The sequence below is a fragment of the Micromonospora sp. CNZ285 genome (genome assembly GCF_004637285.1).
On sequence record NZ_SPQD01000001.1, the window covers coordinates 1052029 to 1076856 of the forward strand.

General features: G+C 73.3%; 21 protein-coding genes. 13 read left to right on the forward strand and 8 right to left on the reverse strand.

Features of this window, described 5'->3' with window-relative positions; all coding sequences use genetic code 11:
• Nucleotides 1–21 precede the first annotated feature (21 nt).
• Complete coding sequence (locus tag CLT75_RS04725) at nucleotides 22–1614, forward strand: amidohydrolase (protein ID WP_135239655.1); 1593 nt, start codon at nucleotides 22–24, stop codon at nucleotides 1612–1614.
• A 43-nt stretch (nucleotides 1615–1657) separates the two neighbouring features.
• Here the strand turns inward: CLT75_RS04725 and CLT75_RS04730 are convergent, their stop codons facing one another.
• The 5 genes from CLT75_RS04730 to CLT75_RS04755 form a co-directional block, all read right to left on the reverse strand.
• Nucleotides 1658–3412, reverse strand: a complete 1755-nt coding sequence (locus CLT75_RS04730; RefSeq protein WP_167796875.1) for an exo-alpha-sialidase — start codon at nucleotides 3410–3412, stop codon at nucleotides 1658–1660.
• Between the two features lie 137 nt (nucleotides 3413–3549).
• Nucleotides 3550–4548, reverse strand: coding sequence for a winged helix-turn-helix domain-containing protein (locus CLT75_RS04740; RefSeq protein ID WP_135239657.1), 999 nt, complete (start codon nucleotides 4546–4548; stop codon nucleotides 3550–3552).
• Nucleotides 4549–4664: 116 nt separating this feature from the next.
• A complete protein-coding gene (locus tag CLT75_RS04745; protein ID WP_135239658.1) occupies nucleotides 4665–5159 on the reverse strand; it encodes a hypothetical protein in 495 nt (164 codons plus the stop codon).
• A gap of 59 nt (nucleotides 5160–5218) precedes the next feature.
• The gene (locus CLT75_RS04750; protein WP_135239659.1) at nucleotides 5219–6166 is read right to left on the reverse strand and encodes a hypothetical protein; all 948 of its coding nucleotides are present in this window, start codon (nucleotides 6164–6166) and stop codon (nucleotides 5219–5221) included.
• A 123-nt stretch (nucleotides 6167–6289) separates the two neighbouring features.
• A complete protein-coding gene (locus CLT75_RS04755; protein ID WP_135239660.1) occupies nucleotides 6290–7021 on the reverse strand; it encodes an FCD domain-containing protein in 732 nt (243 codons plus the stop codon).
• 138 nt (nucleotides 7022–7159) lie between these two features.
• Here CLT75_RS04755 and CLT75_RS04760 point away from each other — a divergent pair, with 138 nt between their 5' ends.
• The 8 genes from CLT75_RS04760 (at nucleotide 7160) to CLT75_RS04795 (ending at nucleotide 16381) form a co-directional block, all read left to right on the forward strand.
• Nucleotides 7160–8785: an ABC transporter substrate-binding protein gene (locus tag CLT75_RS04760; RefSeq protein WP_135239661.1), complete on the forward strand. Its 1626-nt coding sequence runs from the start codon at nucleotides 7160–7162 to the stop codon at nucleotides 8783–8785.
• A gap of 102 nt (nucleotides 8786–8887) precedes the next feature.
• On the forward strand, nucleotides 8888–9844 hold the full coding sequence (locus tag CLT75_RS04765) for an ABC transporter permease (protein WP_013285836.1): 957 nt from the start codon (nucleotides 8888–8890) through the stop codon (nucleotides 9842–9844).
• Nucleotides 9844–11802 (forward strand): dipeptide/oligopeptide/nickel ABC transporter permease/ATP-binding protein, encoded by a 1959-nt coding sequence (locus CLT75_RS04770; RefSeq protein WP_135239662.1) that lies wholly within the window; start codon nucleotides 9844–9846, stop codon nucleotides 11800–11802. Before CLT75_RS04765 ends, CLT75_RS04770 begins: the two co-directional genes overlap by 1 nt.
• Nucleotides 11799–12866 carry an ABC transporter ATP-binding protein gene (locus CLT75_RS04775; protein ID WP_135239663.1) on the forward strand — a complete coding sequence of 356 codons (1068 nt, stop codon included), beginning with the start codon at nucleotides 11799–11801 and terminating at the stop codon, nucleotides 12864–12866. The genes CLT75_RS04770 and CLT75_RS04775 overlap by 4 nt, the downstream gene beginning before the upstream one ends.
• Complete coding sequence (locus CLT75_RS04780) at nucleotides 12863–13801, forward strand: dihydrodipicolinate synthase family protein (protein WP_135239664.1); 939 nt, start codon at nucleotides 12863–12865, stop codon at nucleotides 13799–13801. Before CLT75_RS04775 ends, CLT75_RS04780 begins: the two co-directional genes overlap by 4 nt.
• A gap of 2 nt (nucleotides 13802–13803) precedes the next feature.
• Complete coding sequence (locus CLT75_RS04785; RefSeq protein WP_135239665.1) at nucleotides 13804–14733, forward strand: ROK family protein; 930 nt, start codon at nucleotides 13804–13806, stop codon at nucleotides 14731–14733.
• Complete coding sequence (locus tag CLT75_RS04790; RefSeq protein ID WP_135239666.1) at nucleotides 14730–15419, forward strand: N-acetylmannosamine-6-phosphate 2-epimerase; 690 nt, start codon at nucleotides 14730–14732, stop codon at nucleotides 15417–15419. Before CLT75_RS04785 ends, CLT75_RS04790 begins: the two co-directional genes overlap by 4 nt.
• A complete protein-coding gene (locus tag CLT75_RS04795) occupies nucleotides 15410–16381 on the forward strand; it encodes an acetylxylan esterase (RefSeq protein ID WP_135239667.1) in 972 nt (323 codons plus the stop codon). Before CLT75_RS04790 ends, CLT75_RS04795 begins: the two co-directional genes overlap by 10 nt.
• On the opposite strand, the gene CLT75_RS04800 is transcribed toward CLT75_RS04795, so the two are convergent.
• From CLT75_RS04800 to CLT75_RS04810, 3 genes are all read right to left on the reverse strand, one after another.
• Entirely contained in the window at nucleotides 16378–17421 is a 1044-nt protein-coding gene (locus CLT75_RS04800) for an FPP/GGPP synthase family protein (RefSeq protein ID WP_135239668.1), read from the reverse strand. The two genes, CLT75_RS04795 and CLT75_RS04800, sit on opposite strands and share 4 nt — an antisense overlap.
• Before the next feature lie 7 nt (nucleotides 17422–17428).
• Entirely contained in the window at nucleotides 17429–17839 is a 411-nt protein-coding gene (locus CLT75_RS04805) for a hypothetical protein (protein WP_013477142.1), read from the reverse strand.
• A gap of 112 nt (nucleotides 17840–17951) precedes the next feature.
• Nucleotides 17952–18722: an endonuclease/exonuclease/phosphatase family protein gene (locus CLT75_RS04810; RefSeq protein ID WP_167796876.1), complete on the reverse strand. Its 771-nt coding sequence runs from the start codon at nucleotides 18720–18722 to the stop codon at nucleotides 17952–17954.
• Between the two features lie 179 nt (nucleotides 18723–18901).
• Between CLT75_RS04810 and CLT75_RS04815 the strand changes: the two genes are divergently transcribed.
• The 4 genes from CLT75_RS04815 (at nucleotide 18902) to CLT75_RS04830 (ending at nucleotide 24827) form a co-directional block, all read left to right on the forward strand.
• Nucleotides 18902–21652 (forward strand): BTAD domain-containing putative transcriptional regulator, encoded by a 2751-nt coding sequence (locus CLT75_RS04815; protein ID WP_209310264.1) that lies wholly within the window; start codon nucleotides 18902–18904, stop codon nucleotides 21650–21652.
• Nucleotides 21653–21741: 89 nt separating this feature from the next.
• Nucleotides 21742–23304: a phenylacetate--CoA ligase family protein gene (locus CLT75_RS04820; protein ID WP_135239670.1), complete on the forward strand. Its 1563-nt coding sequence runs from the start codon at nucleotides 21742–21744 to the stop codon at nucleotides 23302–23304.
• A gap of 3 nt (nucleotides 23305–23307) precedes the next feature.
• A complete protein-coding gene (locus tag CLT75_RS04825; RefSeq protein ID WP_135239671.1) occupies nucleotides 23308–23748 on the forward strand; it encodes a DUF4188 domain-containing protein in 441 nt (146 codons plus the stop codon).
• Nucleotides 23745–24827, forward strand: a complete 1083-nt coding sequence (locus tag CLT75_RS04830) for a GNAT family N-acetyltransferase (RefSeq protein WP_135239672.1) — start codon at nucleotides 23745–23747, stop codon at nucleotides 24825–24827. Before CLT75_RS04825 ends, CLT75_RS04830 begins: the two co-directional genes overlap by 4 nt.
• The last annotated feature ends 1 nt before the right edge of the window (nucleotide 24828 follow it).

Consider the following 24828-nt stretch of genomic DNA (forward strand, 5'->3'; position numbering starts at 1 on the left):
AGCGCCGAGGCAGGGGAGCCCATGAGCGGCACGGTCTACGAGAACGCCCGCATCCACACCCTCGACCCGGACCGTCCGTACGCCGAGGCGATGCTGGTCCGCGGCGAGCGGATCGTCGCCGTCGGCGACCTCGCCGAGTGCCGGGACCGGGCCGGCGGCGGCGCGCGCCGGGTCGACCTCGGCGGCATGGCCGTGCTGCCCGGACTGATCGACAGCCACATCCACGCGGCGTCCTACGTGCGCGGGCTGGACCAGGTGGACCTGCGCGGCACGGCGAGCCTCGACGAGGCGCTGACCCGGATCGCGGGACACGCCGCCACGCTGCCGCCGGACGCGTGGCTGCTCGGCGGCGGGTGGGACAGCAACAGATGGACCCGGCCGGTGCAGCCGGCCCGCACCGACCTGGACCGGGTCTGCCCGGACCGGCCGGCGGCGCTGCCCAGCATCGACGGCCACACCATCTGGGTGAACACCGCCGCCCTGGCCCGCCTCGGCATCGACGCCACCACCCCCGACCCGCCCGGCGGGCAGATCGCGCGGGACGAGTACGGAGAGCCGACCGGCATCCTGCGCGAGGCGGCGGCCGACGCGGCGTACGCGGTGGTGCGCTCCCCGCACGCCGGTGACCTGGTGACGCAGCTGCGCGACCACCTGCCCCGGCTGCTCGCCGCCGGCCTGACCGGCATCCACGACCTCGACGGGCAGGACGCCCGCGCCGCCTACGAGACGCTGTACGCGCGGGGCGAGCTGCCGCTGCGGGTGCACAAGACGATCCCCGCCACCGCGCTGGACGAGGCGATCGACGCCGGCTGGGCCACCGGCGACGGGGACCGCTGGCTGAGCACCGGCCCGGTGAAGATCTTCACCGACGGCGCGCTCGGCTCGCACACCTGCCTGATGACCGAGCCGTACGACGGCGAGCCCGGCAACCACGGCATCGCCGTCACCCCGGCCGAGGAGTTCGAGCGGCTGGTGGCGACCGCCGCCGGGGCCGGGATCGCGGTGGCGGCGCACGCCATCGGCGACGCGGCGAACCGGATGGTGCTGCGGGCGTACGCGCGCTGGCGCGAGTCGGCCGGTCCGGGCCCGGTGGCGCGGCTGCGGCACCGGATCGAGCACACCCAGCACCTGCTGCCGGACGACGTGCCGCTGCTCGCCCGCCACGGCGTGATCGCCTCGATGCAGCCCACCCACTGCACCAGCGACATCCCGCTCACCACCCGGATGCTCGCCGGCCGGGGCCTGGCCTCGTACGCCTGGCGCAGCCTGCGCGACGCCGGGGCGACTGTGGCGTTCGGGTCGGACGCCCCGGTGGAGGACCCCGACCCGTTCTTCGGCATCCACGCAGCGGTGACCCGGCAGCAGCCCGACGGCACCCCGCCCGGCGGCGTCGACCCGCACGAGCGGCTCGACCTGGACGCGGCGTTGCGCTGCTTCACCGAGGCCGGCGCGTACGCCTCCTACGAGGAGCACCTGAAGGGCCGGCTGCGCCCCGGCATGCTCGCCGACTTCATCGTGCTGCCCACCGACCCGTACCGGGTCGAGCCGGCGCGGCTGCGGGACCTGACCGTGGCGCTCACCGTGGTCGGTGGCGTGGTCCGCTGGCAGCGCTGACCGTGTCCCGCCCGGACGCCGCTGTCCGGGCGGGACACGGCGGTCAGGCGCCCTTCACCCAGTCGAGGCTGAACCGGGCGAAGTAGATGCCGCCGGTGTTTCCCACCTCGTACAGGTTGCCGACCGTACCGTCGGCCAGGACCGCCATCGTCGAGTAACCGGCGCCGCCGGGCTTGACCAGCGCCCGCGCCGGCCAGGTCGCCCCGTCGTCGGTGGACAGCCGCACGGTGAGGTCGTTGCGCGCGGTCGGGTGCGCGTTGTTGCTGAACAGCGCCGTGCGGGTGCGTACCGGCGCCCGGTTCGCGCCGACCTCGGCCGGGCGCAGGTAGGACATCTCGTCGGCGTTGCAGAGCGGGTCGGGCAGCAGGGCGCTCGCCGTCGCCGTACCGAACGTCGCCGCGCCGTCGGTGGACGTGGCGTAGAAGCGGCTGCGTGTCGAGTTGTGCCGCATGTTCTGCACCACCGCGCCGGTGCCGCGCTCGATCGCCTTGCTCTCGTTGATGTTCCCGCCGGCGGATCCGCCGCGGCGCCAGGTCGCGCCGTGGTCGTCGCTGTAGATGTTCGCGGCGTGGCTGGTGCCCGCGGAGTCCCGGTAGGCGATCGGCTGGATCAGGCGGCCGGTGCTGGTCTGGATGCCGTGGCCGGAGGAGAAGAACACCTGCCGCCAGGTGGGGTCCTTGACGGCCGGGTTCAGCTCGACCGGCGCGCTCCAGGTGGCGCCGTTGTCCCGGCTGGTGATGTAGCGCAGGTGCATGCTGTTCGGGTCGTCGGCGGTGTTCAGGCCGGAGCCGCCGGACCAGAAGCTGATGCCGGGCCGGGGGGAGTAGGTGAAGAAGCAGTAGACGACGCCGGTGGCGCGGTCCACGAGCAGGCTGGGGTCGCCGACGCCCTCGCTGGTGGTGGGCGGGGCGTGGATGACGCGGGGCTGCTCGAAGGTGCGCCCGCCGTCGGTGCTGCGGATCATCACGATCTGGATGTTGTTGGTGCCGCCGCCGAGGTCGTACGAGCCGTCGACGCGGGCGTCGGCCACGGCGACGACGGTGCCGTTGTTGGTGACGGCCAGGCCGGGGATGCGGACCGAGGCGACGGTGCCGTCGTACCGGCCGCCCGCCCCGTTGAGGTCGCGGATCACGGTCTGCGTGGTCAGCAGCGTGGTGGTGGCGAGTTGCGGGTTGCCGGCGGCGAGGTCGCAGGAGGTGGTGCCGCGCAGCGTGGTGTCGAAGCCCGGCGCGGTGACCCGCAGCGTGTACGGGGTGCCGGCACCGACGGTCCAGTAGTGCAGGAAGTTGCCGCCGGCGGCGATGGTGCGGGTCCACGGCGAGCCGGTGCGTCCGGGCCAGGTGACGGTGAAGTCCCGGGCGGTCGTGGTGCGGTTCTCCAAAGCGAGCTGGAGGCGGCCGTTCGTGCAGTCGAAGCCGGCCAGCGCGGACATGCCGGTGCCGCAGTGGAAGATGCCGCTGGTGGTGTCGTCCAGGCCGGTCGGGGTCGTGGTGCGCAGCGTGTACGGCGTGCCGGGGGCCAGCGTCCAGTACAGCTCGGCGCCGGCGCCGGCGGCGACAGTGCGGGTCCACGGCGAGCCGGTGCGTCCGGGCCAGGTGACGGTGTAGGTCTGCGTGGTGGTGCTGCGGTTGTCGAGGTCGAGCAGCAGCCGGCCGGCGGTGCAGTCGGCGCCGACGGTGGCGGTCACGCCGGCGGGGGCGGCGGCCTGGGCGGCGGTGGCGGGCAGTACGGAGAGCAGGGTGAGGGCGGCCGCCGCGAGGACGGTTGCGCGGCGCGGTATGGCGCGGCGAGGGGACACGTGGTTCCTTCCGGGACGGGGGAGGGGGAATCGGAGCTATCCGACGTCAGATGTCCGATGTCCGCACGCTAGGCGGTTCACCCCGGCCCGTCAAGGATCGGTTCCGATCGACGTCGTCCGTCCGGCCTGGACGGTCGTCAGCGGTCCGGCCCGGACGCCTCGCCGAGCAGCGCCTCGCCCATCGCGGTGAGCCGGTGCAGCACCAGGTTGCCGTGCCGCTGGCTGGTGATCAGCCCGGCCTCGCGCAGGATGGTGGTGTGGTGGCTGGTGGTGGCCGGCGAGATGCGGGCACGCCGGGCCAGCTCGCCGGTGGTGGCGCCGGTCGCGGCGGCGCGCAGGACCGCCACCCGGGTGTGGCCGAGCAGCGGGCCGAGCCGGCGTTGCGGACCGGCCGGCGGCGCCGGTTCCGGTCGCTGCCGGCGTGCCGGATAGACGAGCGTCGGCGGCAGGTCGGGGTCGGCCAGCGTGATCGGCGCGTGCCAGCAGAAGTACGACGGGACCAGCGTGATGCCCCGGCCGTCCAGATGCATGTCCCGGTCCTCCGGGTAGCCGTGCACGGACAGCACCGGCGGATCCCAGGAGGTCTCCGGGCTCAGGTCGTCGAGGATCTGCCCGGCGCCGTTGTCGAGGACCCAGGCCCCGCGCAGGGCCCGGTCGCCGGAGACGGCGGAGGTGATCTGCGTCCAGTACGGAGCGAGCGCGACCCGGAAGTATGAGCGCAGCGCGTCGCCGAGGCCGTGCCGGGCAGCGAGCCGGCCGGCGGCCAGGTCGAGCATCCAGGCGCTGTCGACGGGCGTCACCATCCGTCCCAGTTCGGTGCGGATCCGCCGGGGCGGGGTGCCGAGCACCAGGTCGATCCCCTCGTCGAGGTCGGTGACCGGGCCGGGGGTGAGGAAGTCCGGGAAGTACCGCTTGAGCGGCGCGAGGGGCAGCAGCCGCTCGCGGACGACCGGTACGAGGCCGGCCCGCTCCAGGTCCGGCCGGATCCGCCGGTGCCACCGGGCGTAGCCCGCGTAACCGGCCCGGGTCTGGAGGCGGTGCAGGCTGCAGACGGTCTCCCACAGCGGATCGGGCCGGGCCGCCAGCCGAGTGCGGCTGAGATCCCCGGCCGTGAAGTGGATCCGTAGCGTCCCCATGACGCACAGTGTTCCGACGCGTGCTGCCGCGCTCAGTCTCGTCCGCGACATTGACATATATCACTAGAGGGTCAACGGGTGGGGCGGCAGCCGTACGGCTGCCGCCCCGCGGTGTCTCAGCCCGCGCTGCAACTCGTGCGCCACCGATGGGAGGCGATGTTGTCGTTTGTGGTCTGCCCGTAGCCGCTCCGGGTGGAGCCCCAGTTGAAGGTGTGCTGGGTGAGGTTGTCCCACACCTCGCCGGCGCCGAGACAGGCGTACGCGCCGGTGTAGTCGGGGTGGATGTAGAGGGCGACCGGCCGGCCGCCGTTCGAGTCGTTCCAGGCCGAGGACGCCAGGTTGCGCATGCTGGCCCGGTTGTTGTTGTCGCAGTTGGCGTTCTCCGCCGTGTTGATCGTGTCCCAGTTGTTGTCGGCGTTGTACCACCAGCACCACCGGCCGGCCCAGTTGGCGTCCTGGCTGACGTACAGGTAGCCGCTGCCCGCGGCGGCACGCTGCGCCGCGTCCGCGTGCGGGGTCGGCCGGGGTGCGGCCTGGGCGGCGGTGGCGGTGAAGGCCAGCGCGGCTGCCGCCGCGGCCACTGCGGCCAGCACGGACCGTACTGCTCTCATGGTGTTTCCCTCCGGTCGGGTCCTTCCGTGACGGGCCGCCACGGACATCGTGGGGTGGGTCAGCCGGCGGCCAGCACGGCGCGCGCCCGCGGCAGCGCGTCGGCCTCCAGCCGGAGCCGGTCGGCGACCTCGGTGTGGAACCGCCTGTCGAGGGCGCGGCGGTGCTCGGCGTCGAGCCGCCGGGTGAGCGGGCCGAGCCCGGTGCGCGTCGCGCAGGTCGCCTCGGCCACCGCCAGCCGGATCTCGCCGGGCGTGGCGGAGCCGGCCGCCGGCTCGGGCGCCGACGCGCGGGCCGACGCCGGGTCGGCGACGTCGTGCCCGGCGGCGCGCATGCACCGCCGCCACGCGGTCACGCCGTCGGCGTAGCGGGGGTCGGCGAGCACCCGGCCGACGCGCAGGCCGGCCAGGTTGTCGGTGATCCTGGTGACGCGGTACCAGGCGGGCAGGTCGCGGTAGAGCTGCCGCTCCGCCTCGGAGGTGCAGCTGTGACTGCTGCGGCGCAGCACGCCGCCGGCCGGCAGCGTGGCGCGCAGGGCGTCGGGCTCGCCGGGGTCGCCGTTCACCGCGCCTACGGCGGCGGCACCGCGCTCCGGGGGCAGGTCCCGGACGTACCGCGCGTTCGGGTCGGCCGCCATCGCCTCCTGGAGCCGGCGTTCCAGGGCGGCGCCGTATCCGTGCCGGCGGGCGTAGGAGACGTCGTCGAGGACGTACGGGAACTCGCGCAGCTCGGGCACCGGCTGCCGGGGCACCGGCCAGTAGCGGAACCCGCGCCGCTGCATGCAGTCGCGGATCAGCACCTGCGTGGCGGCGTACCGCACCTCGGCAGGCGTACCGGAGGTGGGCGGGACCGGCGTGGCGGCCGCGTTCGCAGCGGGCAGCCCGTGACCCCTGGGCGGCGGCGTGATGTCCGGGCGGGCGCCCAGCGCCCCGGCCACCGCCGCCGCGAGAGCGGCGGGGACCGCGATGGCGTACCACCAGGACCGCGCGCGACGCGACACCACCGCCATGACATGCCCCTCGGCCGTCCGGGGCGCCCGGTGCGCCCGTCAGAAGACAGCTTCGGCGCGGCGCGTGCGCCGGGACAGAGACCTTCGATCAGGCTCGAACGACAGGTCCGGGCGTACGGCGCATCAGGTCTGTGCGGCGCGGGCGATGCTCGCCCGGATGGGCGCGTAGTGCTCGGCGACGGCCGAGCGCAGCGCCGCCGCGTCGGCGGCGGTGAGGGCGGCGACGATCGCCTGGTGCCGCTGGGCGGTGATGACCCGGTCCTCCGGCTCGGTCTGCAGCGTGGGCGCGACGATGGCCTGCACCTGCCAGAACGCCTCGGTGAGCTGGACCAGCAGGTCGTTGCCGAGGGGTTCCATCAGCTTCAGGTGGAACGCGCGGTCGACGTCGAGGAAGTCCTCGCCGCGGGCGGCGCGGCTGTGCATCTCGTCGGCGAGCGCGGACAGCTCCGAGCGGTGCTGCTCGTCCAGGGCGTCGATGACGGTGGCGGCCAGGCCCTGCTCCAGCGTCTGGCGGACGTCGACGACCTGGGCCAGGACGCGGTGGTCGTCCTCGCCGCTGAGCAGGCCCCGGAACGTCAGGCTCTCCACCAGGGCGTTGAGGGACATGCGGCCGACGAACGTGCCGTGGCCGTGGCGCACCTCCACGATGTCGAGCGCGGAGAGGATCTTCACGGCCTCGCGGACGCTGGAGCGGCTGGCGCCGACGGCCTCGCACAGTTCCGTCTCGGTGGGCAGGAGGTTCCCCGGCTTGAGGCGGTTGCGCAGGATGTACTCCTTGATCCTGGTGGCGACCTCCTGCCGGCGAGGGCTCGGCCGCTCGGCGCCGCGTAGCGGACTGGCGTCAATGGTCGTCATCTGCCCCTTGCCCTTCGTTCCCGAATCTGACACCCTCACCCTACCGGCATCAGACGTCAGACGTCATACACCTTATGCTTCACATCCCCGAGCGCGAGCGGTCACGCGAGCGCATGAAGAGCCTATGGAGGCAGCTACGTGAGCACCACCGGTAAGCCGTCGAGGAGCCGGCGCGCCCTGCGCGGCCGCGTCCGCTCCCTGACCGTCGCCTCCCTCGCGGGCGGCCTCGCGGTCGCGCTGGCGGCCTGCAGTGGCGGTCCCGCCTCGACCAACGCCGTGGGCGACGGGAAGGGGGGCACGTCCATCGAGGCCACGCTGGCCTTCACGCTCTCCAGCGGTTTCGATCCCAGCAACGCCTCCTCGGCCGTGGCGACAGCGGTCAACCAGCACGTCTTCGAGGGCCTCGTCGACCTCGACCCGATCACGCGGGAACCCTACAACGCCCTGGCCAAGAGCGACCCGACCCCCGGGGCCGACGGCCGGACCTACACCGTGACGCTGCGTGACGGGGCGAAGTTCTCCGACGGCACCCCGGTCACCGCCGAGGACGTGGCCTGGTCCTTCACCCGCGTGCTCAAGCCCGCGGACCCGAAGGCGCCGCCGCTGATGCAGGGCTTCGTGTCGTTCCTGGACACCGTCACCGCCAAGGACGCGACGACCGTCGAGTTCACGCTGAAGTACCCGTTCGCGCTGTTCAGCGAGCGGATCGCGGTCATCAAGATCGTCCCCAAGGCGAAGACCGGTGACGCTGCCGCGGCCAAGGCGTTCGACACCGCCCCGATCGGGTCCGGCCCGTTCAAGGTGGACAGCGCGTCCAAGGAATCCGGCATCAAGCTGAGCAAGAACGCGAACTACAACGGCCCGCGCGCCGCCAAGGTCGAGACGATGACGTGGAACACCACCACCGAGGCGTCGGCCCGCGTGTCGGACCTGCAGGGCGGCCGGGTGCAGGCCATCGAGGCCGTGCCGTACCTGAACGTGGACTCGCTCAAGGACAAGTACACGATCGACGTGAAGCAGGCCTTCAACCAGGTCTTCCTCATGTTCAACAACTCCGCCGCGCCGTTCAGCGACAAGCGGGTGCGCCAGGCCCTGCACTACGCCATCGACAAGGAGGCGGTCATCAAGACCGCGCTCAACGGCTACGGCAGCCCGGCGACCAGCTACCTCGACGAGGGCAACAAGGCCTACCAGAAGGCCGCCACCGTCTACGACTACAACCCGGACAAGGCCAAGGCCCTGCTCCAGGAGGCCGGCGTCACCAACCTGTCGTTCCGGCTCGACACCACCGACAGCTCGGTGGTCAAGGACGTCGCTCCGCTGGTCATCGAGCAGTGGAAGAAGATCGGCGTCAACGCCACGCTGAACACCGTGCCGTCCTCGGCCATCTACGGCGACATCGTCCCCAAGGACACCTTCCGGGTGCTCATGGCCACCGGTGACCCGAGCGTCTTCGGCGTCGACACCGACCTGCTGATGCGCTGGTACTACTTCGGCGAGACCTGGCCGGGCCAGCGCTACCGCTGGAGCGACGCCGACCGCAAGGCCATGGGCGACCTGCTGGACAAGGCCGCGCAGACCTCCGACGAGACGGCCCGCAAGGCGCTGTGGAAGCAGGCCCTCGACATGGTGGCGGACCAGGTGCCGCTGTACCCGATCCTGCACACCAAGGTCGTCACCGCGTACGACCCGGCCAAGGTGGACGGCTTCTCCGGCGCCTCCACCACCGGCCTGTACTTCCTGGGCACCGGCCGGACCGGCTGAGCCCACGCGCGGGGTTCCGGCCCCGCAGACGTCCCGCCCGGCCCACGTGACCCGTGCGGCCGGGCGGGCGTCCCGGCGCCCCCGCCACGAGAAAGAGAATCCATGCTGACCGTCCTGAACCTGGTCGCACGACGATTCCTGACGCTGATCCCCCTGGTGCTGGGCATCACGCTCTTCGTCTTCGTGATCATGCAGTTCTCCCCGATCGACCCGGCGTTGTCGGTCCTCGGTGACCAGGCCACGCCGGCGCAGGTCGAGGCGTTCCGTGCCGCCAACGGCCTGAACGACCCGCTGCCGCTGCGCTACCTGCACTTCCTCGGCGACCTCGTCCGCGGCGACCTGGGCATGACGTTCCCGCCGTCGGTCCCGGTCGCCGAGAAGATCGCCATGGCGCTGCCGCTGACCATCCAGCTGACCGCGCTCGGCGTCGTCGGCGCGCTCGTCATCGCGCTGGCGCTCGGCATCCCGGCCGCCCTGTACCGGGACCGCTGGCCCGACCAGGTCATCCGGATCGTCTCCATGGCCGGCATCGCCACGCCGTCGTTCTGGCTGGCCCTGCTGTTCATCCAGGAGTTCTCCGTCCGCCGCCCGATCTTCCCGACCGGCGGCTACGTCAACCCCGCCGACTCGGTCGGTCTGTGGTTGCAGTCGCTGGCCATGCCCGCGCTGGCGCTGGCCGTACCGGTCGGCTGCTCGCTGGCCCGCATCGTCCGGACGTCCATGGTCGAGGAACTCGACAAGGACTACGTCCGCACCGCGATCGGCGCCGGACTGCCGCCGCGCGTGGTGATCGGCCGCAACGTGCTGCGCAACGCGCTGGTCAACCCGCTCACCGCGCTCGGCCTGCGGATCGGCTACCTCATCGGCGGCACCGTCGTCATCGAGGCCATCTTCTCGCTACCAGGCATGGGCACCCAGATCATGAGCGCCGTCCAGCAGAACGACACCGCGCTCGCCCAGGGCACCGTGCTGACCATCGCGCTCTGCTTCGTGCTGGTGAACCTGGTCGTCGACATCCTCTACCTCTTCGCCAACCCCCGACTGCGCGGAGGCCACTGATGCGCCGGTCCCTCACCACGCGGCTGTCCCGCCCCGGCATGGCCTTCGCCCGGCTCGGTCTCGCGGCCCGGTTCGCGCTCGGCTTCGTCGCGCTCATCGTCGTGGTCGGCGTGCTCGCCCCGCTGCTGCTGCGCCACGACCCCACCCAGACCGGGCTCGGACCGGCGCTGACCGGCCCGAACGGCGACTTCTGGTTCGGCCTGGACAAGCTCGGCCGCGACGTCTTCTCCCGGCTGGTCGCCGGCACCCGGCGCTCCCTGGTCGTCGGGTTCGGCGCGGCCGGCATCGCGCTGGTGCTCGGCGCGATCCTCGGCGCGATCGCCGGCAGCAGCCGCACCGTCGTCGACGAGATCATCATGCGCTGTCTCGACGTGGTCATGGCCTTCCCCACGATCGTGCTCTCCGCGCTGCTGATCATCTCGTTCGGCAAGAACAGCCTCCTGGTCCTCGTGATCGCGATCGGCTTCGTGTTCACCCCGTCGGTCGCGCGCATCGTCCGCGCCAACGTGCTGTCCCAGTACGGCGAGGACTACGTGGCCGCCGAGCGCATCATCGGCGCCCGGCGACCGCACATCCTCTGGCGGCACGTCCTGCGCAACTGCGCCGCCCCGATCCTCGTCTTCGTCACCGTCATGGTGGCCGACGCGATCGTCTTCGAGGCGTCGCTGTCCTTCATCGGCGGCGGTCTCGCCCCGCAGGAGGCGGCCTCCTCGTGGGGCTCGGTGATCGCGTTCGGCAAGGAGATGGTGCAGATCGGCGGCTGGTGGGCCACGTTCTTCCCCGGCCTGCTGATCCTGCTCACCGTGCTGGCGCTCAACGTGCTCTCCGAGGGCATGTCCGACGCGTGGGCCGCCCCGGCCGCGCGCCGTGCCACGTCCACCACCAGCGGTGACGCGCTGGAGCAGGCGAAGCCCGGCACCGGCGAGGTGGTCGAGCTGCCGGGTCTCGCCGAGGCGGCGCAGCGGCTGCGCGAGCGCGCCCGCCCGCTGCCGCAGGGCAAGCCGGTCCTTCAGGTCAGCGACCTGTCCATCGGCTTCGAGGGCCGCCACCGCGGCGTGGACATCGTCGACGGGCTCTCCTTCGACGTCCGCCCCGGCGAGGTCGTCGGCCTGGTGGGGGAGTCCGGCTCGGGTAAGTCGCTGAGCGTCCTGGCCGTGATGGGCCTGCTGCCGCAGGGCGCCCGGGTACGCGGCGAGATCCGCTTCCAGGACACGAACCTGCTGAAGCTGAACGCCAAGGGCCGCCGCGCCCTGATGGGCCGCGAGATCGCCATGGTCTACCAGGACGCGCTGTCGGCGCTGAACCCGGCGCTACGCGTCGGCGCCCAGCTCGCCCAGATGATCCGCCGCGGCGGCACCCGCTCGGCCGAGGAACTGATGCGGCTGGTCGGGCTGGACCCGCAGCGCACGCTCGCCGCGTACCCGCACGAGCTGTCCGGCGGGCAGCGGCAGCGCGTGGTGATCGCCATGGCGCTGTCCCGCGACCCGAAGCTGATCATCGCGGACGAGCCGACCACCGCGCTCGACGTCACGGTGCAGGCCCAGGTGATGAAGCTGCTGCTGGACCTGCGCGAGCGGCTCGGCTTCGCCCTCATCCTGGTCAGCCACGACCTCGCCCTGGTCAGCGACGTCTGCGACCGGGTCGTGGTGATGTACGGCGGGCAGATCGTGGAGACAGGCGTGACCGCCGACGTGATGGAGGCACCCGCCCACCACTACGCCCGCGGGCTGCTCGGTTCCGTCCTGTCCCTGGAGACCGGCGCGGAACGGCTCACCCAGATCCGCGGCGTGGTGCCGTCACCCGCCGACTTCCCGAAGGGCTGCCGGTTCTCCGACCGCTGCCCGATGGCGACCGAGATCTGCCGGGACACCGCGCCCGCCCTGGAGGGCACGGACGGCCACGGGTACGCCTGCCACCACCCCGCCGTCACCGTCAGCGAGAAGGAGCCGGCCCGATGAGCGCCACCGCCGAGCACCGGCCGATCGCCGAGCTGAGCGACGTGCACGTGGTGCACGCCTCGCGCGGCGGCGGCATGTTCAGCCGGGAGAAGGTCTACGCGCTCACCGGCGCCGACCTGGTCATCCGGGCCGGCGAGACGGTCGGCATCGTCGGCGAGTCCGGCTGCGGCAAGTCGACGCTCGCCAAGGTGCTCGTCGGCCTGCAACGGCCGACCGCCGGCACGGTGTCGTTCGCCGGCAAGGACGTGTGGTCGATGAGCGCCGCCGAGCGGCGCGAACACATCGGCGCGGGTGTCGGCATGATCTTCCAGGACCCGGCCACCTCGCTGAACCGCCGCATGCCGGTACGCGACATCCTGCGCGACCCGCTCGACGTGCACCGCCGGGGCACCCGGCAGCAGCGCGAGCAGCGGGTGTCCGAGCTGATGGCCCTGGTGGGCCTGCCCCGCTCGGTCGCCGACGTGCTGCCCAGCCAGCTCTCCGGCGGCCAGCGCCAGCGGGTGTCCATCGCCCGCGCGCTGGCCCTGGAACCGGGACTGGTCATCGCCGACGAGCCGACGAGCGCGCTCGACGTGTCGGTGCGGGCCCAGATCCTCAACCTGCTGCTGGACCTCAAGGACCGGCTCGGCCTGGCGATGGTGCTGGTGTCGCACGACATCCAGACCGTCAAGCGGGTCAGCGACCGGGTCGTCACCATGTACCTGGGCCGCATCGTCGAGCAGACGCCCGCCGACCTGCTGCCCGAGGGCGGCCGGCACCCGTACACCCGGGCGTTGTTCTCGGCCACGCCGGGCCTGCTGTCACCGATCGAGCCCATTCCCCTGGTCGGCCCGGTCCCGTCGGCCACCCGGCCGCCGAGCGGCTGCCCGTTCCGGACCCGCTGCTGGGCCGCCACGGACGGCTGCGCCGTGGACATGCCGGCGCCGCGCCCCGCCGAGGGCGAGGGCCACGAGTTCCGCTGCCACCACCCGGTGCCCGCCGGAACCGCGAACACCGAACTGGTCGCGCTCGCCACCCCGGCGGCCGGCCGCGCCACATCTGAGTCTGTCGAGGAGAACCTGTGACCACCCCAGCCCCGCGGTTCGCCGGAGTCGTGCCGCCGGCCGTGACCCCCCTGACCGAGGAGGGCGAGGTCGACGTCCGTTCCCTGGAACGGCTGGTCGAGTGGCTGCTCGACGCCGGTGTCGACGGCATCTTCGCCCTCGGCAGCTCCGGCGAGACGGTCTTTCTCACCGACCGGCAGCGGGACCTGGCCCTGGAGACCATCGTGAAGACCGCCGGCGGCGCCGTGCCGGTCATCGCCGGCTGCATCGAGCCCACCACCCGCCGGGTCGTGGAGCGGGCCGAGGCGTCCACCCGGCTGGGCGCGGACGGCCTGGTCGTGACCGCGCCGTTCTACGCCATCGTCGGCCCGCACGAGATCGAGCGGCACTTCCGCGCGGTCGCCGCGGCGGTCGAGCTTCCGCTGCTGGCGTACGACATCCCGGTCTGCGTGCACAGCAAGCTCTCCGTCGACCTGCTGACCCGGCTCGCCGCCGAGGGTGTGCTCGCCGGCGTCAAGGACTCCAGCGGCGATGACGTCGCGTTCCGCCAGCTGGCGCTCGCCGTCGCCGAGCACGCGCCGGAGCGAGACTTCAGCCTGCTCACCGGCCACGAGGTGGTGGTCGACGCGATGATGCTCGCGGGCGGCTCCGGCTCGGTGCCCGGACTGGGCAACGTGGACCCGGCCGGGTACGTGCGGCTGCACCGCGCCTGCGTGGCCGGCGACTGGGCCGCGGCCCGGCGGGAGCAGGACCGCCTGACCCGGCTGTTCCGCATCGTCGACGCGGCCGACCCGGCCACCTCGGCGGGCGCCACCCGGGGCGTCGGCGCGTTCAAGACCGCGCTGTCCCTGCTCGGCGTCATCGCCGGCAACGCGGTGTCGCTGCCGTTGCGGCCGCTGGACGCCGCCGAGACGGGCCGCGTGCGTACCCAGCTGGAACTGGCCGGGCTGCTCTGACCATGCCCGAGGTGAGCACGACCGGTCTGGTCGCCGCGCTCGACATCGGCGGCACCAAGACCACCGCCGCCCTGGTCACCGCCTCCGGAGAGGTCGTCGGCCGGCGCACCGCGCCGACACCTGGCCGCTCCGGCGCCGCCGCGGTGCTCGACACCGCCGCCGGTCTGGTGGAGAAGCTGCGGGCGGACGCGCCGGGTGTCGTACGGGCGCTCGGCGTCGGCAGCGCCGGAGTGATCGACAGTGGCTCCGGCCTGGTGCTGTCCGCCACCGACGTGCTGACCGGGTGGACCGGCACGGACCTGCGCGGCGACCTGAGCCGGCGCCTGGGCGTGCCGGTCACCGTGATCAACGACGTGCACGCCCACGCGCTGGGCGAGGCGCGTCACGGCGCCGCTGCCGGCTACGACACGGTGCTCTACGTCGCGGTCGGCACCGGTGTCGGGGCGTCGTTCGTCCTCGGCGACGCGGTGCTCGCCGGTGCGCACAGCGCCGCCGGGCACGCCGGGCACCAGCCGTCGTCGTACGCCGGAACGCTCGCCTGCACCTGCGGTGGGCGCGGGCACCTGGAGGCGATCGCCGCCGGGCCCGCGCTGGCAGCCGAGTACGTCCGGCGTACCGGCCGGCCGGTGGCCGACCTGCGGGCCGTCGCCGCGCTCGCCGCGGACGGCGACGAGACGGCCCGGGAGGTCGTCCGGCTCGGCGGCGCGGCTGTCGGCTCCGCCGTCGGCGGCCTGGTCAACGTGCTCGACCCCGCCGCGGTGGTGGTCGGCGGCGGCGTCACCGGCCTCGGTGAGCCGTGGTGGCGGGCGCTGCGCGACGCGGTGCCCGCCGAGACGCTGCCCGGCCTGGCCGGCGTGCCGGTCCTCGCCTCCACCCTCGGCCCCGACGCGCCGCTGCTCGGCGCCGCCTCGCTCGCCTGGAAGGTCTCATGAACGTGCTCATCGACCAGCTCCGTGACCGCCTGGTGGTCTCCTGCCAGGCGTACCCGGGTGAGCCCATGCGGGACCCGGACACCATGCGCCGGGTCGCGCTCGCCACCGCACGCGGTGGCGCCGCCGGCATCCGCGCGCAGGGGCTGGCGGACATCGCGGCCATCCGCGCGGCGGTGGACCTGCCGCTGATCGGGCTCTGGAAGGACGGCGACGACGACGTCTTCATCACCCCGACGCTGGAGCACGCGCTGGCAGTCGCCGACGCCGGGGCGCACGTCGTCGCGCTCGACGGCACGTCCCGGCCCCGGCCGGACGGCCGTACGCTCGCCGAGACGATCGCGGCCGTGCACGAGCGCACCGGCGCGCTGGTGATGGCCGACTGCTCCACGTTGGACGAGGGCATCGCGGCGGCCGCCGCGGGCGCCGACCTGGTCGGCACCACGCTCGCCGGCTACACCGCGTACACCACGAAGGGCGACGGGCCGGACCTGGACCTGGTCGCCCGGCTCGCCGCGGCGGTCGACGTCCCGGTGGTCGCCGAGGGACGCATCCACACGCCGGAGCAGGCCGCGCAGGCGCTGCGGGCGGGCGCGTGGACGGTGGTGGTCGGCACCGCCATCACCCACCCGAGCACCATCACCGGCTGGTTCGCCGCCGCCGTGCGGGAGGCCGCGTCGTGCCGCTGACCGACCTCGACCTGGCCGGCTGCCTGGCGTACCGGCCGAAGCTGGACGTGCCGGCGGACCTGGACGCGTTCTGGGCGCGCACGCTCGACGGCGGCGGCGACCCGGAGGCGGCGGTCTACGAACCGGTCGACACCGGGCTGACCCAGATCCGGACGTACGCCGCCACGATCCCCGGATTCGGCGGCGAGCCGGTACGCGGATGGCTGCACCTGCCCGCCGGTGCCGACGGGCCGCTGCCCTGCGTGGTCGAGTACCTCGGCTACGGCCGGGGCCGCGGCCTGGCGCACGAGAAGCTGTTCTGGGCCGCGGCGGGCTTCGCGCACCTGATCATGGACAGCCGGGGCCAGGGCTGGAGCGCCGCCACCGGCGGCACGCCCGACCCGCACCCCTACCCGGCCGGAACCGTGCCCGGCTTCCTCACCCGGGGCGTCGCCGACCCGGCCGACCACTACTACCGGCGGCTGGTCACCGACGCGGTGCGGTTCGCCGAGGCCGCCCGGCGGCACCCGGCCGTCGACCCCGCGCGGGTGGCGGTCACCGGCTTCAGCCAGGGCGGCGGCCTCGCCCTCGCCGCCGGCGCGCTGTGCCCGGACGTCGTAGCCGTCATGCCGGACGTGCCGTTCCTGTGCGACATCCGCCGGGGCGTGCGCGTCGCCGGCCCGGACAGCCCGTACGCCGAGGTCGTCGAGTACCTCGCGCTGCACCGCGACCGCGCCGACCGGGTGTTCCGCACGCTGTCCTACCTGGACGCCGCCGTGCTCGCGCCGCGCGCGACCGCTCCGGCGCTGTTCTCGATCGCGCTGCGGGACCAGGTCTGTCCGCCGTCGACCTGCTTCGCCGCCTACCACCGCTACGGCGGCGACAAGGACGTGCGGGTGTACGAGTTCAACGACCACGAGGGCGGCGAGGCCGAGCACCAGCGCGAACAGCTCACCTGGCTGCGCGGGGTCCTGGGCGGCTAACGCGCGCGTTCCACCACGTAGTCGGTCAGCTCCAGCAGGAACCGGCCGTCCTCGGTGTCCGCGGCGGCGCCCAGCGCCCGCTCACCCTCGCGCCGGGCGGCCAGCGCGAGATCCCGGGCGCTGCGCCGCGCCGACTCCACACAGTCGTACGCGAGCAGCCGCCCGTGCAGCCAGCGCACCTCGGCGTCGGTGCGCTCCGCCCGGGTCCGGCTCAGCAGCCGCACGAGCCGTTCGCGTTCCTCCGGTGCGCACCGCCGCATGAAGTCGATCAGGATCAGTGTGCGCTTGCCCTCCCACAGGTCACCGGCGATCTCCTTGCCGTACCGGGCGTAGTCGCCGGTCAGGTTGAGCGCGTCGTCCTGGATCTGGAACGCCGCACCCAGGTACCAGCCGTACCGGTCGAGCACGTCGACGGCGTTCTCCCGGCCGGTCGCCACGAGGATCCCGGTGCGGCACGGGTAGATGCACGTGTACCAGGAGGTCTTCTTCAGGCACATCCGGTAGTAGTCGTCGGCGTCCAGGTCGCACACGTTGTCGCGGATCCAGCCGATCTCGATGGCCTGCCCCTCCAGCGAGTGGCGCATCATCAGCTCGGTCTCGGTGAACAGCCGCCAGGCGATCCCCGAGCCGAGCGCCGCCCGGTTCGCCGCCAGCCGCCGCAGCGCCAGCAGGTTCGTCATGTTGCCGACGTTCAGCGCCACGCCCACGCCGTACTCGGCGTGCAGCGTCCGCCCGCCGCGCCGCTGCTCGCTTTCGTCCTGGATGTCGTCGTGGATGAGGAAGGCGTTGTGGAACAGCTCCACAGTCACGGCGGCGTTGAGTCCCACCGCCTCGCCGCCGCCGAACGCCCGGCACGTGGCCAGGCACAGCGCGGCGCGCAGCCCCTTGCCCCACCGCCGTGGGTACTCCGCGACCAGGTCGTAGAGGTATCGCGGGCCGCCGTCGGGCACGTCGTCGAGCAGCGCGCCGAGGGCGAGCCCGCGATAGCGCTCCAGCATCCGTTCCACGTGCCCGCCGGCCACCCCGGTGGTCGGCGCCATCGCGCGGCTACCGGTCCGTCGGCCGCTTCGGGGCCGGCGACGCCAGCCGGTCCGCGAGCCCGTTTGCGACCTCGGGGGCCAGCCGCGCCAGATTGAGTACGGTGTCCAGCGCGTCGTGCGCGTCCGACGTGTACCGCCGGATCACCTCGCCGCGCTGGTCGTCGGCCATCTTCAGTTGCCCGACCACGGTGTCGATCAGGGCGTGCCCGTCGGTGCGCACCCGGGCGACGAGTTCGTCGAACGCCTCCGGGTCCACGCGCCGGCTCTCGGTCAGCTTCTCCTCGAGCCGCCGGGCGCCGGCCAGCCCTGCCGCGAGTTCCTCCTCCAGCACCGTGGCCGCGTGGGTCACGGTCTCCGAGGTCTCCTCGGCCACCTTCTCGAAGCGCTCGTTCGTGCGCTCACGCTCCACGTTCTCCATGCGGCGGAGTCTCCACCCGGCTCCGGGCGGCGGGCTAGGCATGTGTCGCGATGGTGACTGACGGTAACGATCGGGTGCCGGGCTCGCCCCCGTCACGAGCCCGGCACCCAGCTCATCCGGCCAGCTCGGCGATCACCACGTCGTGGTCGGAGTGGACGGAGTCGACGGCCTGCACGCCCGGCGGCTGGATCCCTCTCAGCAACATGTAGTCGAACTTCTTGCGATGCGGGCTCGCGTCGGCAGTCGGGGTGCACAGCGGGTTCTCCTGCGCCCCGCAGTGCGGATCGGCGTCGCGGAACGTGCTCCAGACCGGCCGCAGCTCCCGCCGGTGCGGCTCGGTGTTGAAGTCACCGAGCACCACGGCCCGACGGTAGGGGCGGGTCGCGCGCAGCAGTTCGTTCACCTGGACGGCGCGGACATCGGCCTGTCCCGCTTGGGCGAGGTGGGTGTTGAAGATCCGGGTGGCCTTGCCGTTCACGGTGGTGGTGACTGCCATCCAGCCGCGCGGCTCGGTGCCTCCCTGCGAGTACCTGCGGTTGACGGGATTGCGGAGCGGAGTCAGCGAGAGGATCGCCTGGCCGTAGGCGTTGCCACCCCAGAAGCCGCAGTTCCAGCGGTCGTTCATCACCGTTCCGTACCGTACGTGGTAGTGCAGCCCCTGCTCCCGCAGGAGTGCCACGGTCTTCTCCACCGCCCCCCGGCAGGCCTCCTGCACCCCCAGCACCGCCGGCCTGTGCCGGGCGATCTCCCGGGCGTAGTCCGCAGGCTCCGCGTTGCCCGGTGCGAACAGGTTCCAGGTCATGAACCGCGTACCGGCCGCGGCCGACGGCTCGGCGGATGCTCCTGTCGGAGACGCGGTGATCAGCAGCAGGCTCGCCGACACTCCCGACAGTACGAGTCGCCACGCTCGTCTCATTCCGTACCTCAGCTTCCTTCGGCTCGCTCGTCCACAGCGGACGTTCTGTGCTCACAGTGACGGAGGCGGTACGCTCGAAACCTTGCCGGAACCTTGTATCCGCGGGTCTCGGCACACCGACGGGCGGCAATGGGGAGGTCTGCCGGGTGTCGAGGGCGTGGTTCGGTCTGCTCGGTGACCTCGAGTTCCGGATCGACGGCCGTCTCGTCCCGATCGGTCACGCCCGGCAGCGGTGCGTCCTCGCGGTGCTGCTGGCCGAGGCGAACGTCGTCGTCCGTACCGACCAGTTGATGGAACGGGTCTGGGGCGACCGGCTCCCGCAGCGCGCCCGCAACGCGCTGTACGCGTACCTGTCCCGGCTGCGCGGGCTCCTGGCCGGTGCTGCGGACGCCCGCCTGGAGCGGCGTTCCGGCGGCTACGTGCTCGTGGCCGATCCGGCCGCGGTCGACATGCACCGGTTCCGCGAGCTGACCGGGCAGGCGCACGCGGCCGACGACGACGAGAAGGCCGCACGTCTGTTCGACGAGGCGTTGGGTCTGTGGCGTGGGGAACCGTTCGCGCACCTGGACAGCCCGTGGCTCGACCTGGTGCGGCAGGCCCTGGAGCAGGACCGGGCGGCGGCCCAGCGGGACCGGACGGACAAGGCGCTGCGGCTGGGCCGGCACGCTGTGGTGCTGCCCGACCTGGTCCGGCGAAGCGCCGAGCATCCACTGGACGAGCAGTTGGCCGGGCAGCTCATGCTCGCCCAGTACCGCTGCGGGCAGCAGGCTGAGGCCCTCCACCGCTACCACCGGCTGCGGCGGGACCTGCGGGAGGCGCTGGGGCTGGACCCGCATCCGGACCTCCAGCAGCTCCACCGCCGCATTCTCAACGCCGACCCGTCGCTGGCGCTCTCCTGGGCCACGGCCGTGCCGCGCCGCAGCGTTCCGCGGCAGCTTCCCGCACCCCCGACCCGGTTCGTGGGCCGCGCCGGGGACCTGACCCGGCTGGACACCGCCGTCCGCGGAGCCGACGCGGAGGGGCGGATGCCCGTCGCGGTGATCAGTGGCGCGGGTGGGATCGGCAAGACCTGGCTCGCGTTGCGGTGGGCCCACGACAACCGGCAGAGCTTCCCGGACGGGCAGCTCTACGTCGACCTCAACGGCTTCGATCCGGTCACCGAGTCGACACCGGCCGCAGTGGCGCTGCGTGGCTTCCTCGACGCGTTCGACGTGCCGGCCGACGCCATGCCGGCCGACCCGGACGCCCTGGCCGGGCGTTACCGCAGCCTCGTGGCGGGCCGGCGGATGCTGATCCTGCTCGACAACGCCCACGCCACCGCGCAGGTCACGCCGCTGCTCCCGGGCACAGAATCGGCAACAGTGCTGGTCACCAGCCGACGCCGGCTCCTCGGTCTGGTCACCGGACACGGCGCGGTACCGGTTCCGTTGGACCTCCTCGGTGACCGCGACGCCCGTGAGCTGCTGACCGGCCGGTTGGGTCACCCGGCGGACGCCGACCCGGCCGCTGTCACCGACATCCTGGCCCACTGCGCGGGCCTGCCGCTGGCGCTCGGCATCGCGGCGGCGCACGCCGTCACGCACCCCGATCTCCCGCTCGCGGCATTCGCCGGGCAACTGCATGACCACGGCACCCGGCTCGACTACCTCAGCACCGACGACCTGAGCGCCGACCTACGCGCTGTCTTCGCCGCCTCGTGCCGTGTCCTGACCCCCGGCGCGGCACGCCTGTTCGACCTGCTGGGCCTCACCGCCGGTCCGGACATCGGCCTCGCGGCGGTCGCCGGCACGGCTGGCCTGACGGCAGGCAGGTGCGTGACGCTGTTGCGCGAGCTGGTCGACGCGCACCTGCTGGTGGAACAGACCCCCGGCAGATACCAGCTGCACGACCTGGTCCGCCTCTACGCGGCCGAACGCGCCGGGTCGACGGGGGAGCGGCACGAGGCATCACGCCGGCTGCTCGACCACTACGCGGACCTGGCCGAGGCCGCCGACCGGCGTCGCGACCCGGACGAGGCGGCGGGTTCGGGTGCGCCGGACCACTTCGCCGTACGCGACGAGGCGGTCGCCTGGTTCCGGGCCGAGCACGACGTCCTGGTGGCGACCTGCCACCGGGCGGCGGAAACCGGGTTCGACAGGCACGCCTGCCGACTCGCCTTCGCCCTGCGGTACCACCTGGAGGACGGCGGCCACTGGGACGAGCTGACCGCTGTGCAGCGCACCGCGCTCGCGGCGGCCCGCCGGCTGGCCGAACCGGCTGCGGAGGCACACGCCCGTCACACGCTCGCCCGGGCCGACGCCTACCTGCGCCGTACCGGCGAGGCCGAGGCCGGCTACCGCGCCGCCATCGACCTCTTCCGGTCGGTGGACGACATGGCCGGTGAGGCGCAGGCCCGGCGGAGCCTCGGCGGCCTGTGTGCCCGGCTCGGCCGCCGGGACGAGGCGTTCGCGCACAACCGGCGCGCGCTCGACCTCTACCGGCGCGCCGGTGACGTGTCGGGTCAGGCCATGTCGTTGAACAACGCGGCCTGGTTGCACGCGATGGACGGCGACTACGAGCAGGCCGTCGCCCACTGCGAGCAGGCGCTGGCGCTCCTCACGTCCACCGTGCACCGTCATCCCGTAGCCGCCGTGCACGACACACTCGGCTTCGTCCACCATCGCCGCGGCGACCATCGGGGGGCGGTGGCCGCCTACCGGCGGGCTGTGGACCTCAGCCACGACCTTGAGGACCGCTACGGCGAAGGCGGCTGTCTGCGACGGCTCGCCGAGACCTATCGGGACGCCGGCGACCACCAGGCCGCGCGCGAGGCGTGGCGGCGCGCACTGGTGATCTTCGAGCGGCTCGGGCACCCCGATGCCGACGAGGTCGTGGCCGAACTGACCGCGCTCGGCTGACGGCCGTCGCCCGGCTGGGTATGCGTACTCAGCGCGGTACCGTCTCGTCGCTCATGTGCGGGCGTCGCGGCGTCGACAGGATGCTTGTCATGGCCGAGACGCTGCACCGACACGCCGCTGCACGTACCGTCGACACGCCCCTGCCCGCCGAGGCCGCGCTGGCCCCCGCCGGCCGCGCGGTCGCCGCGCTGGCCCGGCTCGTCGCCCACCACCCGGCCGGCTGGCGCTGGCTGGCCCGGCGCCACCACCCGGTCCTCGACCGGCTCGCCGCCGCGAACGCGCGGTCGACCTGCGTGCGGGCCGCCCGGCGGGTGCCTGCTTACCAGGCGTTCCTGCGGGCCCGCCCGGGCGGCCTGCGCCGCCGGCTGCGGGACTTCCCGGAGACCGACAAGCGCGGGTACGTCATGGCGTACGACGCCTCCGCCCGGTGCCGGGACGGGCGGATGCCGGAGCGGGGCGTGGTGGTCGACGAGTCGGCCGGCTCGTCCGGGCGGCCGTTCAACTGGCCGCGCGGCGAGCGGGAGCTGCGGGCGGTCCACCGCGACATCGTCGGCTATACCGGACTGGCGTTCCCGATGCGCCGGCCGTTCGTCATAAACGCGTACTCGATGGGCGCCTGGGCGACCGGCACCACCACGGGCGCGGCGATGGCCCGGATCGCCACCGTGAAGAACACCGGCCCGGACCTCGGGAAGATCGTCGACACGCTGCGCGAGTTCGGTCCCGGCCACGACTACCTGGTGACCGCGTACCCGCCGTTCCTCAAGCACCTGCGGGACCGGCTCGACGCCGAGGACTTCCAGTGGTCGCGGTACCGGATCTTCGCCAGTTGCGGCGGCGAGGGGATGACCGAGGCGCTGCGCGACTACCTGGAACAGCGGTTCGTGCGGGTGCGGTCGGCGTACGGGGCGTCGGACCTGACCATCGGCATCGGCGCGGAGACCCGGTTCACGGTGTGGCTGCGGCGGCGGCTGCGCACCGACGCGGGACTGCGCGCGGAACTGCTCGGCCGGGGCGAGCAGCGGCTGCCGATGGTGTTCCAGTACAACCCGTTCGCCACCTACCTGGAGACCAACGAGCGGCGGGAACTGCTCTGCACGGTGACGAGCCCGTACGTGCTCCAGCCCCGGCTGCGTTACAACGTCGGCGACGAGGCGCTGCTGGTGCCGTACCGGCGGATCGTCGAGCTGGCGCAGGCCGACCCGGTACGCCGCGCCGAGTTCCGTACCGCGGTGGCCGAGGAGCGGATGACGCTGCCGCTGCTGCTGTTGTTCGGCCGCAGCGACTCGACCGTGTCCTACCTGGGCGCGAACCTCTACCCGCAGGACGTCGAGTACGGCCTCTACACCGGCAACCCGTACGCCGCCGAGATCAACAGGTTCTGCCTCACCCTGCACGAGGACGCGGCGCTGGAGACCCGGCCGGTGATCCACGTCGAGCTGCGCCGCACGCTGGACCCCGCGGCCCGCGCGGCGCTCGCCGAGGCGTGCCGTGACGGGGTACGCGCGCACCTGACCTCGGTGTCGCGGGACTTCGCGCAGTCCCTGGTGGAGGACCCGACCGCCGGCGACCTGCGGGTCGAGCTGCACGAACCGGACGGCGGCCCGTTCGCCGACATGCAGAAGATCAAGAACGTCTACCTGGTGAGGTGAACGATGCGTACCCGTGACTTCTCCCGCGCCCCGGCCCAGGCCCGCGCCGGCGCCATGTTCATCGGCGGCACCCGGTACGCGAACCCGCTGGTGCTGCTGCGCCTGGCCCCCGACTGGATCCGGATGGTGCGCGACATGCGCCGCATGTCCGGCTACTGCTGGCACACCGTCTACTGGCAGTTCCCGCTGACGCTCGGCACGATCGCGTTCTTCACCGACCGGGACGCGCTGCTGCGCTTCGCCCGGACCCGGCACCACCGCAAGCTGATGATGTGGCTGACCGACGGCACCCGTAACGCCACCGCCGGGTTCATCCGGCTCTACACCGCGTCCCCGGACGGCTACTCCAACGGCGCGTGGCGGGCCGAGGACGGCGCGATGGGCCACATCGAGCGGTTCACGCCGCTGGGCGCGGAGACGGCCGGACCGGCGGTGCGCCGGTGACCGGCCACCGGTTCGAGCGCGTCACCGGCCGGCGCGGCCTGCGCGACTTCCTCACCCTCACCGACCGGCTGTACGCGGACGAGCCCCGGTACGTGCCGACGCCCCGGCAGCAGATCCGCCGCTGGTGGCGCGACGGCGTGCCGATGTACGTGCTGCGCGACGCCACCGGCACCGTGGCCGGGCGGACCACGCTGCACACCGACGCGGACTTCGACGCCGAGCTGGGCCGCCGCTGCCAGCTGTTCGGGCTCACCGAGTTCACCGCGCCGGCCGCCCGGCCGCTGTTCGACGCGATCGCCGCGCACGCCACGCCCGGCCGGGACCTGCTGTTCGGGCCGGTGGCGCTGCTGCCCAACCAGGCCGGCGGCGTGATCACCTCCGGGTACGCCGACCGGGGTTTCGTGGACAGCGCGTGGAACCCGCCGTACTACCCGGACGCGTACGAGGAGAACGGGTTCACCGGGCGGTTCGTCTCCGACACCTGGATCTGCCCGGTGCCGCCACCGACCGGACCGGCTCCCGGCCTGGGCGTCCAGCCCGACGGCTCCCGGCTGGACCTGCACCGGGGGAACACCAGGCGGCTCGACGAGCAGCTCGGCCTGCTGCGCGGGATGCTCAACGACTCCTTCGCCCAGCTCGGCTACTACACGCCGATCTCCGAGGCGCAGTTGCGGCGGCAGACCGACGGCCTGGCGTACCTGCTGGACGAGTCACTCCTGCTCTACCTGACCCGCGACGGGCGGCCGGTGGCGTTCGTGCTCTGCGTACCGGACATCAGCGACTTCCTGGTCGCGGTCCGCGGCGACCTGAACCCGGTCAACCAGCTTCGTCTGCTGGCCACCCGCCACCGGTACCGCCGGGAGGCGGTGCTGATCGTCAAGGGCGTGGTGCCGGAGTTCCAGGGGCGCGGTTACCAGCGGCTGCTCTCCGCGCACCTGCACCGCAACCTGCACGACGGCGGCTACACGGCGCTGCGCAGCACGTACGTCGGGCGGGACAACCCGGCGTCGGCCGCCCAGTACCGGCGCCTCGGCGGACGCCCGCTGCACGGCTACACGTTCTACGCCAGGGAGCGGTGAG

What these genes read in the sequence shown, in the direction of transcription:
- CLT75_RS04725 (WP_135239655.1), top strand. Translation starts at nt 22, where the DNA reads ATGAGCGGCACGGTCTACGAGAACGCCCGCATCCACACCCTCGACCCG.
- CLT75_RS04740 (WP_135239657.1), bottom strand. Translation starts at nt 4,548, where the DNA reads ATGGGGACGCTACGGATCCACTTCACGGCCGGGGATCTCAGCCGCACT.
- CLT75_RS04745 (WP_135239658.1), bottom strand. Translation starts at nt 5,159, where the DNA reads ATGAGAGCAGTACGGTCCGTGCTGGCCGCAGTGGCCGCGGCGGCAGCC.
- CLT75_RS04750 (WP_135239659.1), bottom strand. Translation starts at nt 6,166, where the DNA reads ATGGCGGTGGTGTCGCGTCGCGCGCGGTCCTGGTGGTACGCCATCGCG.
- CLT75_RS04755 (WP_135239660.1), bottom strand. Translation starts at nt 7,021, where the DNA reads ATGACGACCATTGACGCCAGTCCGCTACGCGGCGCCGAGCGGCCGAGC.
- CLT75_RS04765 (WP_013285836.1), top strand. Translation starts at nt 8,888, where the DNA reads ATGCTGACCGTCCTGAACCTGGTCGCACGACGATTCCTGACGCTGATC.
- CLT75_RS04770 (WP_135239662.1), top strand. Translation starts at nt 9,844, where the DNA reads ATGCGCCGGTCCCTCACCACGCGGCTGTCCCGCCCCGGCATGGCCTTC.
- CLT75_RS04775 (WP_135239663.1), top strand. Translation starts at nt 11,799, where the DNA reads ATGAGCGCCACCGCCGAGCACCGGCCGATCGCCGAGCTGAGCGACGTG.
- CLT75_RS04785 (WP_135239665.1), top strand. Translation starts at nt 13,804, where the DNA reads ATGCCCGAGGTGAGCACGACCGGTCTGGTCGCCGCGCTCGACATCGGC.
- CLT75_RS04790 (WP_135239666.1), top strand. Translation starts at nt 14,730, where the DNA reads ATGAACGTGCTCATCGACCAGCTCCGTGACCGCCTGGTGGTCTCCTGC.
- CLT75_RS04800 (WP_135239668.1), bottom strand. Translation starts at nt 17,421, where the DNA reads ATGGCGCCGACCACCGGGGTGGCCGGCGGGCACGTGGAACGGATGCTG.
- CLT75_RS04805 (WP_013477142.1), bottom strand. Translation starts at nt 17,839, where the DNA reads ATGGAGAACGTGGAGCGTGAGCGCACGAACGAGCGCTTCGAGAAGGTG.
- CLT75_RS04820 (WP_135239670.1), top strand. Translation starts at nt 21,742, where the DNA reads ATGGCCGAGACGCTGCACCGACACGCCGCTGCACGTACCGTCGACACG.
- CLT75_RS04825 (WP_135239671.1), top strand. Translation starts at nt 23,308, where the DNA reads ATGCGTACCCGTGACTTCTCCCGCGCCCCGGCCCAGGCCCGCGCCGGC.